At 69.4% G+C, this 13,838-nt stretch carries 9 protein-coding genes and 1 pseudogene; 2 read left to right on the top strand and 8 right to left on the bottom strand.

Annotated features, from left to right (window positions below; all coding sequences use genetic code 11):
- Positions 1 to 147: 147 nt before the first annotated feature.
- The gene (locus EJP69_RS16625) at positions 148 to 1,065 is read left to right on the top strand and encodes a LysR family transcriptional regulator (protein ID WP_093210060.1); all 918 of its coding nucleotides are present in this window, start codon (positions 148 to 150) and stop codon (positions 1,063 to 1,065) included.
- A gap of 24 nt (positions 1,066 to 1,089) precedes the next feature.
- On the opposite strand, the gene EJP69_RS16620 is transcribed toward EJP69_RS16625, so the two are convergent.
- The 5 genes and pseudogenes from EJP69_RS16620 to EJP69_RS16605 all read right to left on the bottom strand — a co-directional run bounded on the left by EJP69_RS16620 (position 1,090) and on the right by EJP69_RS16605 (position 6,185).
- Positions 1,090 to 2,325 (bottom strand): dienelactone hydrolase family protein, encoded by a 1,236-nt coding sequence (locus EJP69_RS16620; protein ID WP_126471525.1) that lies wholly within the window; start codon positions 2,323 to 2,325, stop codon positions 1,090 to 1,092.
- 43 nt (positions 2,326 to 2,368) lie between these two features.
- A complete protein-coding gene (locus EJP69_RS29880) occupies positions 2,369 to 2,893 on the bottom strand; it encodes a flavin reductase family protein (protein WP_240652178.1) in 525 nt (174 codons plus the stop codon).
- Positions 2,894 to 3,352: 459 nt separating this feature from the next.
- Positions 3,353 to 3,769: pseudogene (locus EJP69_RS30090) on the bottom strand (styrene monooxygenase/indole monooxygenase family protein); the annotation flags it as partial.
- Between the two features lie 352 nt (positions 3,770 to 4,121).
- Positions 4,122 to 5,360, bottom strand: coding sequence for a styrene monooxygenase/indole monooxygenase family protein (locus tag EJP69_RS16610; RefSeq protein WP_126471522.1), 1,239 nt, complete (start codon positions 5,358 to 5,360; stop codon positions 4,122 to 4,124).
- 33 nt (positions 5,361 to 5,393) lie between these two features.
- On the bottom strand, positions 5,394 to 6,185 hold the full coding sequence (locus tag EJP69_RS16605) for an SDR family oxidoreductase (protein WP_126471520.1): 792 nt from the start codon (positions 6,183 to 6,185) through the stop codon (positions 5,394 to 5,396).
- Positions 6,186 to 6,393: 208 nt separating this feature from the next.
- Between EJP69_RS16605 and EJP69_RS16600 the strand changes: the two genes are divergently transcribed.
- A complete protein-coding gene (locus EJP69_RS16600; RefSeq protein ID WP_126471518.1) occupies positions 6,394 to 7,407 on the top strand; it encodes an AraC family transcriptional regulator in 1,014 nt (337 codons plus the stop codon).
- 54 nt (positions 7,408 to 7,461) lie between these two features.
- Here EJP69_RS16600 and EJP69_RS16595 read toward each other — a convergent pair whose 3' ends face one another.
- The 3 genes from EJP69_RS16595 to EJP69_RS16585 all read right to left on the bottom strand — a co-directional run bounded on the left by EJP69_RS16595 (position 7,462) and on the right by EJP69_RS16585 (position 13,766).
- Positions 7,462 to 8,118, bottom strand: coding sequence for a Crp/Fnr family transcriptional regulator (locus EJP69_RS16595; protein ID WP_093209753.1), 657 nt, complete (start codon positions 8,116 to 8,118; stop codon positions 7,462 to 7,464).
- A gap of 53 nt (positions 8,119 to 8,171) precedes the next feature.
- Positions 8,172 to 8,957, bottom strand: a complete 786-nt coding sequence (locus EJP69_RS16590) for a Crp/Fnr family transcriptional regulator (RefSeq protein WP_126471516.1) — start codon at positions 8,955 to 8,957, stop codon at positions 8,172 to 8,174.
- Positions 8,958 to 9,056: 99 nt separating this feature from the next.
- Positions 9,057 to 13,766 carry a beta strand repeat-containing protein gene (locus EJP69_RS16585; RefSeq protein WP_126471514.1) on the bottom strand — a complete coding sequence of 1,570 codons (4,710 nt, stop codon included), beginning with the start codon at positions 13,764 to 13,766 and terminating at the stop codon, positions 9,057 to 9,059.
- Between the last annotated feature and the right edge of the window lie 72 nt (positions 13,767 to 13,838).

Here is a 13,838-nt window from a genome sequence, read left to right as displayed (position 1 = left end):
GAATTTCGACTGGATGACGGGGGTTCGAGGTGCGAACGAGTTCATCCTAGGATCGTCATGCCGGTGTCACAAGCGCAATGTTTAGAATTCTGCGTTGCCGAATCGGCAATCGACAGCATCCATTCCACCCACGCGCAGGAGCCATTCATGCCGTCGCCTCGTGCCCTGCAGGAACCCGCGGTCCGCTACTTCCTCGAGGTCGTGAAGACCGGTTCGGTGAAGGAAGCCGCGCTCAAGCTCAACGTGGCGCCATCGGCCGTGAGCCGGCAGGTGGCGCGGCTGGAACGCGAACTCGACACGCTGCTCTTCGAGCGCCATGCGCGCGGCATGGTGCCCAACGCCGCCGGTGAGCTGCTGGCCGCGCACGCCAAGCGCGCGCAGCAGGACATCGAGCGCGTCGCCAACGACATCGCCGGCCTGCGCGGACTGCGCACCGGGCACGTGCGCGTGGCGAGCACCGAGGGCTTCGCCTTCGACTTCATTCCCAGGCTGATCGCGCAGTTCCGCCTCAAGCACGCGGGCATCCGCTTTCACCTGGAGGTCTGCGCGCCCGCCGACATCTCTCGGCTGGTGCGCGATGGCGAAGCCGACGTCGGCATCACCCTGGCCGCCTTGCCCGAACCGGGCGTCGAGGTCGAGCTGCGGCACCCGAGCCCCATCCTCGCCGTGATGGCCATGGACCATCCGCTCGCGCAGCAGCGGCAGCTGTCGCTTCGACAGGTGGTGGCGTATCCGCTAGGGCTGCCGCAGGAAGACAGCTCCATCCGCCGGCTGCTCGATGCCAGCTGCTCGCGGCAGGAGCTGCGCTACGAGTTGGCCATGTCCAGCAACCACGCGAATTCGCTGCTGAGCTTCGCGGCGGCTGGCGGCGGCAGTATCGCCTTCTACGGCCCGCTGTCGATCCGCACGCTGCTGCAGAGCAAGGCGCTGGTCGCCATTCCCCTGAAGGACCGCGAGATGCACGAGCGGCACCTCGCCATCGAAACCATGGCGGGCCGGTCGCTGCCCGATGCGGCAAGGGCCTTCGTGCGCTTCCTGGTCGACGCGGTGAAGGCTTCGGGCTGAGCCCTCAGGGCTTCAGCCTCTGCCCTACTGCTTCATCAGCGTATTCGAAGGCAGCGTCTCGTCCAGCAGCTTGCGTGCCGTCTCGACGCCCGCCACCGGCAGCAGCTTCGCATCGAGCAGCCCCACCTGCACCAGCACGCTGGCCTGGTCCCAGTAGATGTGCTCGTGATAGAGCTTGTCGCCGCGGAACTTGATGACCGCCAGCAGCGGGATCTCCACGCGCTTTCCGGTCGGTGCCACGCCCGGCAGCATCCACGGGATCTCGGTGGTGTGGGTGAAGCAGAACAGCATCTCGTCGACCACCTGCGTGGCGCCCACCGTGCGCGAGATCGGCACCAGCGAGGTGTCGGGCGGGTTGCTGTTGACGAAGTGGTTCGTATAGAACGCGTGCAGCGCCTTGTAGCCCACCCCGCCGGTCATGGTCGGGATGTGGTTGACGTAGGGCTCGGCCACCATGGTGGACATGGTGTCGTCGACGTTGCGGGTGCCGAACTCGTACTCGCAGTGCTTGTCCCAAAGCGCGGGCAGGTCGTAGTGCGGGCCGATGGCGCCCTTCAGCGTGGCGATGCTGCGCTCGTGGGCCATCAGGGCCGAGGGCTTGTGGAAGTGCTCGCCGCCCAGGCGGGCGAAGGCGTGGTCCATGCCCGGGTACACGTGCAGCGAAACGCCGGGGCGTCCCTTGAGTGCCGCGACGATGCGCTCGCGCGCCTCGGGCGGGCAGAACTTGTCGAGCTCGGCGATGTGCAGCGTGAGGGGGCGCTTGATGTTGTCGGCTTCGTCGAGGGCGGCGTCGATGCCCACGCCGTAGTAACCGACGGCGACGTCGGCGTCGGTGCGGCAGGCGCTGAGGTAGGCGAGCTTGCCGCCCAGGCAGAAGCCGAGCACGCCGACCTTGGCGTCCTGCACTTCGGGCCGCTGGCGCAAGGCGGTGATGGACGCCTGCATGTCCTCCATGCCCTTGGCTTCGTCGAAGCCCTGGTAGAGGGCGAAGGCGCGCTGCCAGTCTTCCGGCGAGTAGCCGAGCTGCACGCCGGGCTCCTGCCGCCAAAACAGGTCGGGCACGAGCACCACGTAGCCCTCTTCGGCGTAGTAGTCGGCCACCTCGCGCATCGTGGCGTTCACGCCGAAGATCTCCTGCGCCAGCACCAACCCCGGGCCGGTGCCCGAGCGCGGCACGGCGAGATAGCCGCTGAAGCTGCCGCTTCCATCGGTGGCCTGGATGCGGACCTGCCGCGTGGTGTCGGTGGCTTTTTGCTGCATGTGAATTGCTCCGTTCATTGGGTGAGTGGTTCAGGCTGCGCGCTCATTGCACGCACTCCGGGTGCCGCGTAGTCACCTGGTAGTAGCCCGAGTGAAAGACCAGCGGCTCGCCGTCGAAGCGCTCGTAGCGCTCGACCTCGCCGATGAAGATGAGGTGGTCGCCGCCGTCGTACTGCCTCACGTTGCGGCACACGAAGCGGGCGATGACGCCGTTGAGCAGCGGCACGCCGGCCGTGCCCTCGCAGCAGTCGACCCCACCGAACTTGTCCGGCTGCGGCGTGGAGAACTGCCGTGACAGGTGATGCTGGTTCGCCGCCAGCACGTTGATCGCGAAGTGGCTGGCGCCGGTGAAGTCGGCCACGCTCGGCGCCTGCCGCGCCAGGCTCCACAGCACCAGCGGCGGATCGAGCGAGACCGAGGAGAACGAGTTGGCGGTCATGCCCACGCGGCGGCCGTCGATGGCCCGCGTCGTGATGACGGTGACGCCGGTGCTGAACTGCCCGAGCGCCCTGCGGAAGTCGCGCCGGTCGAAGCGGTCGACGGCCGCCTCGCGCGCCCGGTCCTCCAGGAAGCGGTCGGCCTGCGCGGCGTCGAACCACCAGGGCGCGAACGCGCGCGGGTCGTCGAAGCCGTTCACGATGGTGCTCGCCACCGCGGGCATGTGGGTGGCGCTCTGCAGCAGCTTCTGCAGGTGGGGCCGGGGCGGGGCGAGCAGGCTGTTGGTCCAGTCCGTGGCCCAGCGGGCGTAGCCTTCCCAGTAGCGGTCGAAGGTCTGCTGCATCCATTCGGCGTCGAAGGGCGCGTCGACGTTCTCGAGGATGCGCTTCAGGTAGATGTCGGCGCACTTGGCGGCGTTGTTGGAGCCTTGCCCCGTGATCGGGTCGTTGAGCACGATCGCATCGGCCAGGCCCAGCACCTTGCGCCCCGAGGGCAGCGTCGCCACCGGCTTGCGCACCACCGGCGTGAAACGGCCCGAGAGGATGCCGTTGTCGTCGGTGAGCTCGATATCCCTGCAGCGCTCGGCTTCCCAAGGCAGGAAGGTTTCGAGGATCCGCTTGCTGCGCGCCAGATGCTCCTGCGGCGTCTTCACGTCCTCCCAGCAATCCATCGGGCCGCCGGGCACGCCTTCGAACACCATGATCTCGCAGGGGCCCGTGGTGGTCAGCGCGGGGAACACGAAGTATTCGCCCACGCCGGGGATCAGGTTGAAGCACACGGCCGAATGAGGCTCGCGCGGCTTCATGCCCTTCACATAGGTCAGCGCCAGCGCGCGCTGCGGCTTGTCGTAAGGAGACCGCGCCTCGTCGCGCTCGAAGAGCCTCGAGATCTCGCCCTTGCCGCTCGCGACGACCACGAGCTCGTGCGAGCGCGCGCAGGCTTCCAGCTCGTCGATCCCCACGTCCTGCAGCACCAGGGTGCCGCCGCGCTTCTCGAACTCGGCCATCCAGGCGGGTATCTTGAGCCGCTGGTCCACCGACCGGGCGGGGCCGTCCAGCATCGCGCTCCATTCGATGGCCTTGCCCCCTTCCGGATTGCGCACCGCCATGCCGATGCCCTGCACCGGCGGGCATTCGTCGGCCCACCAGTCCAGCTCCAGTTCGCGCTCGGTCTGCAGCGCTGTCTCGAACATGCACTGGCTGGACATCACCGGCCCCTCGAAGATCTCGCGCGGGGCGCGATTCGAGAAGACCGTCACCTCATGCCCGGCACGCTGCAGTCCCAGCGCGAGCTGCATGCCGGATTGCCCCGCGCCGACGATGGCCACGCGTCGCTTCATGCCTTCGCTCCGGCGTCGGTCAGGCGACCGCCGCGCAGGTCTCGATGTAGCGCCCGGCCTCGTCCGGATCGGCGAACCACGGGAAGTAGGTGCGCGGATCGTCGAAGCCGTTGGCGAACGCGCTGGCCAGCGGCGGCATCGCGCCGGCGGCGCCGAGCAGGTTGAGCACGTGGGGCGGCGGCGGGGCCAGCAGCATGTTGGTCCACTGCGTGACCCATTGCGCGTAGCCGAACCAGTAGCGGTCGAAGGTCTGCTGCATCCATGCGGCGTCGGCCGGGTCGTCGCCGCGCGCGAGGATGCTCTTGAGATAAGTGTCGGCGCACTTGGCCGCGTTGTTCGATCCCTGCCCCGTGATCGGGTCGTTGAGCACCACCACGTCGGCCAGGCCCAGCACCTTGCGGCCCGAGGGCAGCGTTGCCACCGGCTTGCGCACCGTCGGCGCGAAGCGGCCTGCGAGGATGCCGTTGTCGTCGGTCAGTTCGATATCCCTGCAGCGCTCGGCCTCCCACGGCGTGAAGGTGTCGAGGATCCACTTGCTGCGCGCCAGATGCTCCTGCGGCGTCTTCACGTCGGCCCAGCAGTCCATCGGGCCGCCTGGCACGCCCTCGAACACCATGATCTCGCAGGGGCCCGTCGTCGTCAGCGCCGGGAAGACGAAGTATTCGCCCACACCTGGAATCAGGTTGAAGCACACGGCCGAGTGCGGCTCGCGCGGCTTCATGCCCTTCACGTAGGTCAGCGCCAGCGCGCGCTGCGGCTTGTCGTAGGTGGACTTGTGCGCGTCGCGCTCGAAGAGCCTGGAGATTTCGCCCTTGCCGCTGGCCACCAGCGTGAGATCGTGGCTCTGCGTGCAGGTCTCGAGCTCGTCGATGCCCGCGTCCTTGAAGACCAGCTCACCGCCCTTCTTCCTGAATTCGTCCATCCAGGCCGGGATCTTCACTCGCTGGTCGACCGACTGCGCGCTCGAATTGAGCCGCGCCACCCAGTCGATGACCTTGGCGCCCTTCTGCTCGGGATGCGGCACGGCCAGGCCAATGCCGTCCACCGTGGGACACACGCTCGCCCAGTGGTCCAGGCCCAGGTCGCGCTCGATCTGCAGCGAGGTGTGGAACATGCACTGGCTGGACATGACCTTGCCCTGGCGGATGTCCTCGCCCGTGCGGTTGCTGAACATCGTGACCTCGTAGCCCGCGGCGAGCAGTCCGAGACCCAGTTGCAGGCCCGACTGGCCCGCGCCGACGATGGCGATTCGCTTCATTTCATGCTCCTTCGATGCTCCGCGTGGAGCGGGTCAGTCCATCAGCTTGGGAATGGCGGGCACGGCCTGCTCCGGGCCCATGGCGGAGTAGCCGCCGTCCACCGCATAGTCGGCACCGGTCACGAAGCTCGCGTGGTCGGAGCACAGGAACAGAACCACCTGCGCCACCTCGTCGGGGTCGCCGACGCGCCCCAGCAGGTGGAAGGGCGCGGCCACGCGGTCGGTCTTGGCGCGGTCGCCGTTGGTGAGCTGGTTCATCACGGCCGACCATGTCCAGCCCGGGGACACGCTGTTCACGCGGATGCGGTCGGGCGCAAGATCCATCGCCATGTTGCGGGTGAGCTGCGCCATCGCGGCCTTGCTCACCGGATAGAGCCAGCGGCCCGTCTGCGCCACGCTCGACGAGATGCTCGTGAAATTGACCACCGCCCCGCCGCCGGCCGCCACCATGTGCGGATGCACGGCCTGCAGCATCGCCACCGCGCTTGCCACGTTCACGTTGAACGAGGTGAGCCAGTCGGCGCGCGGCGACTTGAAACCGTCGTCCACGTACGAGCAGGCCAGGTTGATAAGGAAGTGCACGCCGCCGTGGCGCTCGGCCGCCTCCGCCACACAGGCCTTCACCTGGGCGTCGTCGGTGATGTCGGTGCGCACGAAGCGCGCGCCGGCGCCCAGCGAATCGGCCAGCGGCTGGCCGTTGCTGGCATCGATGTCGGCGATGACGACCTTCACGCCGGCCGCGTGCAGTGCACGCACCACGCCGGCGCCTATCAGCGTGGAACCGCCGGTGACGATGGCGCTCCTGCCTTCGAGTCCCTTGAACATGACGCTTGCTCTCCTCGGTTGATCGAACATCGGGCAACAGGCCGGGCGGCCTGTGGAGCGAACGTTATGGGGAGGAGAGCCCGCGGCGGATCCCGCAAACGCAGGCCGTGTCCCTGGCGCGCAGTTTTCTGGCCCGGGGCGTGCAGAGGTGCCGAGGGACTGCCCGAATTGTGGGCAGGAGCGGTTTTTGCTACGGTGCCCTCGCCCCATGGAAACCGCCGCGACCCCACAGCTGCCGCTGCAGCGCTACCGGCTCTTCGAGAGCCACGACGTGGACGAAGCCCGCGAAAGCGTGGCACGCGTGTTCTGCCCGCACGGCCTGGTCACCCTGCGCCCCCGCGCCGACCTCGATGCCTGCCACCACAGCGCCCGGCTGCACCGGGACGTGAGCCTCAACTACGTGCAGTACGGCCCCGGCGTGCAGATCGACCCCGGCTACCTGCAGGACTTCTTCCTGCTGCAGATTCCGCTGCGCGGCGCGGCCGAGATCCGCTGCGGCGCGCAGCAGGTGGACGCCACGCCCCGCCTCGCGTCGCTGCCCTCGCCCACCGAGCTGCTGTCGATGCGCTGGGCCGACGACAGCCCGCACCTGATCGTGCGGCTGGCGCGCCCCGCCCTGCTCTCGCGGCTCGAATCGCTGCTGCAGGCACCCGTCCGGCAACACCTGGTGTTCGACCTCGGCGTGCCGCTGGACAACCCCGCGCTCGCGCCGCTGGTGCACTTCATCGACTACCTGCGACTCACGCTCGACGCCGGCAATGCGCTGCAGGCCGGCAGCCCGCTGGCCGAGCACGCCGAGGCGTACCTGATGGCCAGCCTGCTGATGTCGGCCGGACACAACCACTCCCGCGCCCTCGCCGGCGACACCCAGCGGCGCAGCCTGCTGCCGCGCGTGGTCCGCAGGGCCCAGGAGTACATGGAGGCGCATGCCGACCAGCCTCTGTCGCTGGCCGATGTCTGCCGCGAGGTCGGGTGCAGCGCGAGGGCCCTGCAGCTGGCCTTCCGCCAGCATGCGGGACAGGGTCCGATGGAGTTCCTGCGCGAGACCCGGCTCGAGAGGGTGCGGGCCGAACTGCAGGCATCAGCCGGAGCCAACGGAGCCGGCGTACGCGAGGTGGCGCAGAAGTACGGCTTTCTTCACCTGGGACATTTCGCGGCGCAGTACCGTGCGCGCTTCGGGGAACGGCCTTCCGAGACGCTGGCGGAAGAACGCCACGGCTGATTCGCGGCTGCCGCACCTGCGGCCCGTTCGAAACACCGGGCCCGAGGGCGAAGGCTACGCAAAGTCGGTAGCGACGAAATCCTCGGCCACATGCACGCCGTCTTCGTCGCGACGCACCAGCCCGCGGATTTCCATGGCGCGCATGATCTTGTTGACCATCTCCCGCGAGAGCCCGGAGTACGAGGCGATCACCGACTGCGTGATGCGCTTGTCGTATCCGCCCGGGCCGATCGGTGCGAGGCGGGTGAGTTCATGCAGCACGCGCAGCACCAGGTCTTCGGCGGGAAGCACGGAGATGCGGCGGAACTGGTCGCGCAGCACGTTCATGCGCTTCATCGTGAGCCCGAGCAGGCCCAGCGCCACTTCGGGACGACGCACGCAGAGGCCGCGCATCTTCGCGATGGGTACGAGGAACACCGACGAAGGCAAGGTGGCGATCAGCGTCTGCTTCGTCCGGTAGCGGTCTTCCCGGATCGAGAGATCGAAGAAGAAGTCGTTCGGACCGATGAGCTCCGTCGTCATCTCGGAGCCTTCGGCGTGGCCCGGCGTGACCACGCGCAGCAGGCCGCTGGCCACGCAATAGATCTGGTCGGTCGTATCGCCTGCCGCCAGCAGGACTTCGTTTCGCTTGTAGGAACGAGGCCTGCTGCATTCGGCGAGCGCCTCTCGTTCCGCCGGCGGAAGTCCCGCCATCAGGGGGTGCAGATACATGCCTGCATGATGCGCACCAGAGCCCGTCGGCGAAACACATAAACATGGGGGGCTCAGTCGTTTCCGGAGTCGCGCTCCCCGCGCATGCGCAGCGAATCGAACAACTGCGGCGGCAGCATCGGGCCATCCGGCTGCTGCACCGCAGCGCCGGAAAGGCCGGGCTCGGCCGGCCGCAGCTCGCCGAAGTCGGTGGCGGCGAAGTCGGGCGACACGTGCACGCCGTCTTCGTCCCTGCGAACCAGGCCGCGGTTCTCCATCGCGCGCATGGTCTTGTTGACCACCTCGCGCGAAAGGCCCGAGTAGGAGGCGATCACCGACTGGGTGATGCGCTTGTCGTATCCGCCCGCGCTCGCCGGCGCGAGCAGCGTGAGCTGGTGCAGCACGCGGCTCACCAGGTCTTCGGCCGACAGTGCCGAGATGCGGCGCAGCTGGCCCCTGACCACGGCCATGCGCTTCATCGCGAGCCCGAGCAGGCCGATGGCCACTTCGGGATGCGCGGCGCACAGCCGCCGCATGGCGGCCACCGGCACCAGATAGACGGCCGAAGGCAGCGCCGCGATCAGCGTCTGCGTGGCCTGGTAGCCGTCCTGCGCAAGGGACGGCCCCATGAAGAAATCGTCCTGCCGGATGAAGTCGGTGGTGACGTCGGTGCCTTGCGCGCTGCCCTTGCCGTGGACGACGACGCGCAGCAGGCCGCTGGCCACGCAATAGATCCGGTCGGTCCAGGTATCGGCGGCGAGCACCGTCTCGTTGCGCCTGAAGGAACGCAGCTCGCAGCTCTGGACGAGCGCCTCGCGCTCTGCCGGAGGCACATTGGCAATGAGGGGATGCAGGTACATGGCTTGTGGAACACCCGGCCATGCAGCCGTGCACGCCGCGCTGGCGGAAAAGCCCCGGCGGGCGCACGAGCGCTCGCCGGGGCATGGATGGCGCGCCGGTCAGCGCGCCGAAGCGATGGTCGACACGGCGGAGTTGCCCACCGCGGTCGCCGTCACCTGGTTGCCGGCCGCGCGCAGCGTGCTGCCGGTGGTGGCGCCGGTGATGCCCGTGCCGTAGTTCACGCCGCTCGCAGTCGCGACGATGGCACCGCTGTTGGTCTGGTAGTTCGCCACCGCCACCGTCGGACGGTTCGCCACCGTGGCCGCGACGGTCACGGCGTTGGTCGCCGTGTTGCCGTAGGCCTGCGCAGCGACGGTGTTGTCCGTCAGCGCGGCGGTGCCGTTCGTCAGGCCGGGAGCCGTGCCCGCGCTCACGCCGTTGAGCGCGACCTGGTACGTGCCCGTGGCGCTGGCCGTCACGTTGCCGCTGTTGCCCTGCGTGTTGAGCAATGCCGCCGTGGCCTGCGTGGTGCCGCCCGCGGTGCTGCCCGCGACCGCCGCGGCGGCGGCATAGCCGCTGCCCGCCGACAGGTTCAGCGCGTTGGTGGCTGCGTTGCCGCGTGCCAGCGCCGTGGTGCTGTTGCCGTCGATCGTGATGCCGCTGTTCAGCGCCGCCGGCGTGGCCGGGCTGGTGCCTTCGAGCTTGAACGTGGCCGAGGTCGAGGCGCTTGCCGTCACTGCCGCGCTGCTGAGCTGCAGGTTGTTCAGGCCCGCGCTCGCGCCCTGCACCGCGGTGCCGTTGAGCGCCACGCTGTTGTCGGCACGGTTGGCCGAGGCTTCGGCGGTCGTGCTGTTGCCGCTGATGGTCGCGGTGCTGTTGACCAGGCCCGTCGTGGCCGCGGCCGTCTGGTCCTGGTTGTACAGGCGCGTGGTCGCGGTGCTGCTCACCGAGGTCGTCGCCAGCTGGGCATTGTTCAGCACGTGGTCGCCGGTGGCCGTGCCTTGCACCAGCACCGCGTTGCCGGTGGCGCCGGCCGGCGTCACGTTGGAGGCCTTCACGCTCAGGGTGTTGGTCACGTCGTTGATCACGCCCAGCGACGTGTTCTTGTTGCGCGACAGGTCCACCGACGATGCCGAGACAGCGCCCGGCGCGTACAGCTCGAGGTCCGAAGCCGCCGAGACAGCCGCGGCGCCCGACTGCGCCGACGACAGCGCCGACGTGCTCGCGACGTTGGTGCCGCTCAGGCTCAGGCTGTTGGCCGCGGTGTTCGCCACGGCGGTGCCGCGCTGGCTGTTGTCGGAGACGCTCAGCGCCGAACCCGAGATGGCCGCGCCCGCGGCAGTGTCGACGGCGAAGGTGCCGTAGACGCTGGTCGACAGCGCGGGCACGCCCGTGACCTGCTGCACGTTCGACACCGTGTGGTCGGCCTGCGCACCGGTCGTTCCGCCGACCAGGCCGCTCGCGCTGGCCGTGGTCGCGCCGCCCGAGGCGATCGTGTTGCCGGTGACCGAAGCGCTGTTGGTGGCGCTGTTGCCGGTGACGGCGGCGCTGCTGCTGTTGCCGGTCACGGCGAGCTGCGAGCCGGTGACGTTGCCGGCCACGGCCACCGTCACGCCGCCACGGTTCGGAACCGCGGCCACGGCCGGAGTGCCCGGGATGGTGGCATCGAACGGCACGGCGGAGCCAGTCTGCAGCTGGCTGTAGGTCGCGACCGAGACCGGGCCCAGGATGGACGCGGGCGCGGTCAGCATGCCGGCCGTGTTGCCGCTGCCGACGCTCCAGCCGTTGGCGGTCAGGTAGTTGATCTGGGCCTGCGTGAGGCTGGCGATCTGCACGCCCAGCACGCCGCTGGTGATCGTCGTGGTGTTGCCGACGGTGTTGCCGCCGAGCACGTCGGTGTCGATCACGTGCGCGCTGTAGCTGAAGGGCGCCGATGGCGACGCGGGCGTTCCCGGCGTGCCGGCCTGGCCCGCCAGTGCCTCGATGGCCGCACTGGTCGTCTGCACGTTCTGCACCGCGCTGGAGGTCGACAGGCTGTTGCCCGCGAGCGTCAGGCCGTTGACGGCGCTGTTGCTCGTGGCGGCGGCGCTGGCGCTGTTGCCGTTCGACGCCACGCTGGAGCCGGTGACGTTGCCGCCAACCTGCGTGCGGATCTGCGAAGCGTCCGTGCCCAGGACGCCGTTGCGCAGCGATGCGCTCAGGCTGCCCGAACCGTTCTGCACGCTCTGCACGCTGAAGGCCGCATCGGTCGTCGCGGTGGCGCCGACGCTCACGGCGCGCGGCTGTTCCGTGACGGTGGCCAGCGTATTGCCGGACACGTCGAGGGTATTGCCGCTCGCGCGGTTGCCGTAGGCCAGGGCCTGCAGCTGGTTGCCGGAGGTGGCGACCGTCGATGCCACGACGTTGTCCTCGATCGCAGTGGAGACCACGTTGCCGCCCGGCACCGATGCGGTGATGGCCGCGCCGTTCACGTTCTGCACGCTGGTGACATTGCCCACCGATGCCGCGCCGGCCACTGTGGCGCCGGTGCCCAGCGCCAGCTTGGCGGCGTTGGAGACATCGTTGCCGTAGGCGGCGCCGACCAAGGCGTTGCCCTGGTTCGAGACGGTGCTGCGGGTGACGTTGCCTTCGATCAGCACGGTCTGCGAGCCGACCGGCCCGACACCGCGGCCGTCCGCAACTGCCGAGACGTCACCGGACACCGACTGGTTGCTCAGCACGCCGTAGGCGGCATTGACGCTGGCCGTGCCGGCCGCGGGCGTCGCCACCGAGGCAGGTGTCTCCGACAGCGGCACGCTCGCGCTGTTGGCCGACACGTTCAGGCTGTTCGCGCCCGAGTTGCCGTACGCCACCGCGCGCTGCAGGTTGTTCGTCAGCGCGACGGAGCTGTCGGTGGTGTGCGTGCCGAGATAGACGCCGGCCACCGAGCTCGTCAGCTCCGCGCTGACCGGCGAGCCCTGGTCCACGACCTGGACGCTCGCCACGCCGGCGCCCGCGCCGACGGTGGTGCCGGTCAGCGACAGCGCGTTGTTGGCGCCGTTGCTCACGGCCACGGCTTCCTGCGTGTTGCCGCCCACGGTGAAAGTGCTGCCGTGGATGGTGTCGCCGCCGGTGCCGCGCGAATCGGCCATCAGGCCGATGACGGAGCCCAAGGTCTGGGCGCTGACGGGGGCGGAGTAGTTGCCCTGCAGGTTCGTCACCGTGGCCGCGCCCGCGGCCGTGACGTTCCCGTCGGGCAGGCTGCCGCCGGCGAGCGTGGCATTGGCGCCGGACAGCGGCAGTGCGTTCGCCTGGAGCGCGAGGCTCTGGCTCGCGCTGCTGCCGTAGGCCGTCGCGGCGGTGCGGTTGCCCGTCACCGAGACTGCGCTGGCGTTGTTGGTGCCGTCCTCGCCGCCGGTGATCGCGGCGATCGCGCTCAGGCCCGCGGCGGCGTTCACGCCGCCGTTGTAGTTGCTCTGCTGGTTCGCCAGCGCCGCGGTGGCGGTGAACGAGGCGGCGTCCTTGCCGCTGAGGATCGCGCTCGACGCGGCATTGCCGGTCGCCGATGCGGTGGTCGCGTTGTTCGCGACGGTGACGGTACCGCCGTCGACCGACTGCACGCCCGCGACGATGCCCGCGCCCTGCGTGGCCGCGCTGAGCGAGACGCCCACGTTGCCCTGGCTGTTCGACACGACCAGATCGGCCGCGACCGTGCTCGACAGGCTGCCCGCGTTGTAGACGCCGGTGTTGGAGGTGGCGCCGCCCGAACCGGCGACCGAGACGCCGTCGGCCAGCACGATGCGATTGCCGGCCGTGCCGGTGGTGGCGCCGAGGGCTTCGTTGCCGGTGGCGCTGCTGGAGATGGTGTTGCCCTGCACGGACAGCGCGCCTTGCAGCGTGTTGGTGCTGCCGGCGGTGTCGCTGCCGATGGAAGCGATGATGGCGTTGCCGCTGGCCGAGGCCGTGTGCGTCACCGGCGTGGCCGACTGGTTCAGCTGCTGGTTCGCGACGACGGCCGAGCCGGTGAAGGCCGGCGCGCCGCCGGCCTGGATGCTGGCCGTGCTGTTGGCCGCGTTGCCCTTGAGCGTCGCGGAGACAGTGTTGCCGTCGAGCGCCGGTGCGGCGTCGACCGCGTTGGTGCCGGGTGCCGTCAGCGTGAGCGTCAGGTTGTTGCCGCTGGCCGACGCGGACGAAGCCGCGCCGGTGGCCTGCTGCACGGAGTTGACGACCAGGCTGCCCTGGGCCGTCACGCTGCCGCCGGCGGGCGTGTAGGCCAGCGAGACCGAGCCCGGATTGGTCGAGGCATAGTCGACGGGCACCGCGCCCGAGATGGTCGACGAGCCGCTGTTGAGCGTGGTGCTCGCCGCGATCGTGTTGCTGGTGTTGGCGGCACCGCCGCTCGAGAAGCCGTCGAGATCGACCTTCACCGTGTTGCCAGTGGCGAGGCTGGAAACGACGCCGCTGTTGGTCTGCACGCCGAGCGAGGCCGCGCCTTCGGCGGGCGTCGCGCCCGTGCCGCCGGTCAGCGAGAGGTCGACCGCGTTGACGAAGGCGTTGCCCGTGGCGCTTGCCTTCACCGCGTTCTGCGTGACCGTGTTGCTGTTGCCGGTCTGCGGGCCGGCCGTCGTGATGTCGATGGTGGTGCCGGCGGCCGTGGCGGTCACCGGCAGCGTCTTGTCCTGCACCGACTGCACGCTCTGGTAGGCAGTGGTGTTGGCGGCCACGGGCGTGACGACCGTTTCGGCGGCCTGCGCGCCGCTGGCCACGAGCGTGGCCAGCACGGCCATGCCGATGCTGTTGAGCGGTGCGCCGTTGACGCGGCGGCCCGAGTGCTTGCGATTCTTCTGCATGACGTTCCTTTGATGGATCTGAAAGAAGGACTGACTGGATGGATTGCTGATCGGCGGATTGCCGTTGTTTGC

The sequence above is a fragment of the Variovorax gossypii genome, from assembly GCF_003965815.1.
Classification (GTDB): Bacteria; Pseudomonadota; Gammaproteobacteria; order Burkholderiales; family Burkholderiaceae_C; genus Variovorax; species Variovorax gossypii.
Note: the sequence above shows the minus strand (reverse complement) of the source record. Positions and strands in the feature narration are given on the sequence as shown.

Excerpts from the sequence above, each read along its gene's own strand:
- EJP69_RS16595 (WP_093209753.1), bottom strand. The coding sequence starts at position 8,118 with ATGTATCTGCACCCCCTGATGGCGGGACTTCCGCCGGCGGAACGAGAG.
- EJP69_RS16590 (WP_126471516.1), bottom strand. The coding sequence starts at position 8,957 with ATGTACCTGCATCCCCTCATTGCCAATGTGCCTCCGGCAGAGCGCGAG.
- EJP69_RS16610 (WP_126471522.1), bottom strand. The coding sequence starts at position 5,360 with ATGAAGCGAATCGCCATCGTCGGCGCGGGCCAGTCGGGCCTGCAACTG.
- EJP69_RS16620 (WP_126471525.1), bottom strand. The coding sequence starts at position 2,325 with ATGCAGCAAAAAGCCACCGACACCACGCGGCAGGTCCGCATCCAGGCC.
- EJP69_RS16605 (WP_126471520.1), bottom strand. The coding sequence starts at position 6,185 with ATGTTCAAGGGACTCGAAGGCAGGAGCGCCATCGTCACCGGCGGTTCC.
- EJP69_RS16625 (WP_093210060.1), top strand. The coding sequence starts at position 148 with ATGCCGTCGCCTCGTGCCCTGCAGGAACCCGCGGTCCGCTACTTCCTC.
- EJP69_RS16600 (WP_126471518.1), top strand. The coding sequence starts at position 6,394 with ATGGAAACCGCCGCGACCCCACAGCTGCCGCTGCAGCGCTACCGGCTC.
- EJP69_RS16585 (WP_126471514.1), bottom strand. The coding sequence starts at position 13,766 with ATGCAGAAGAATCGCAAGCACTCGGGCCGCCGCGTCAACGGCGCACCG.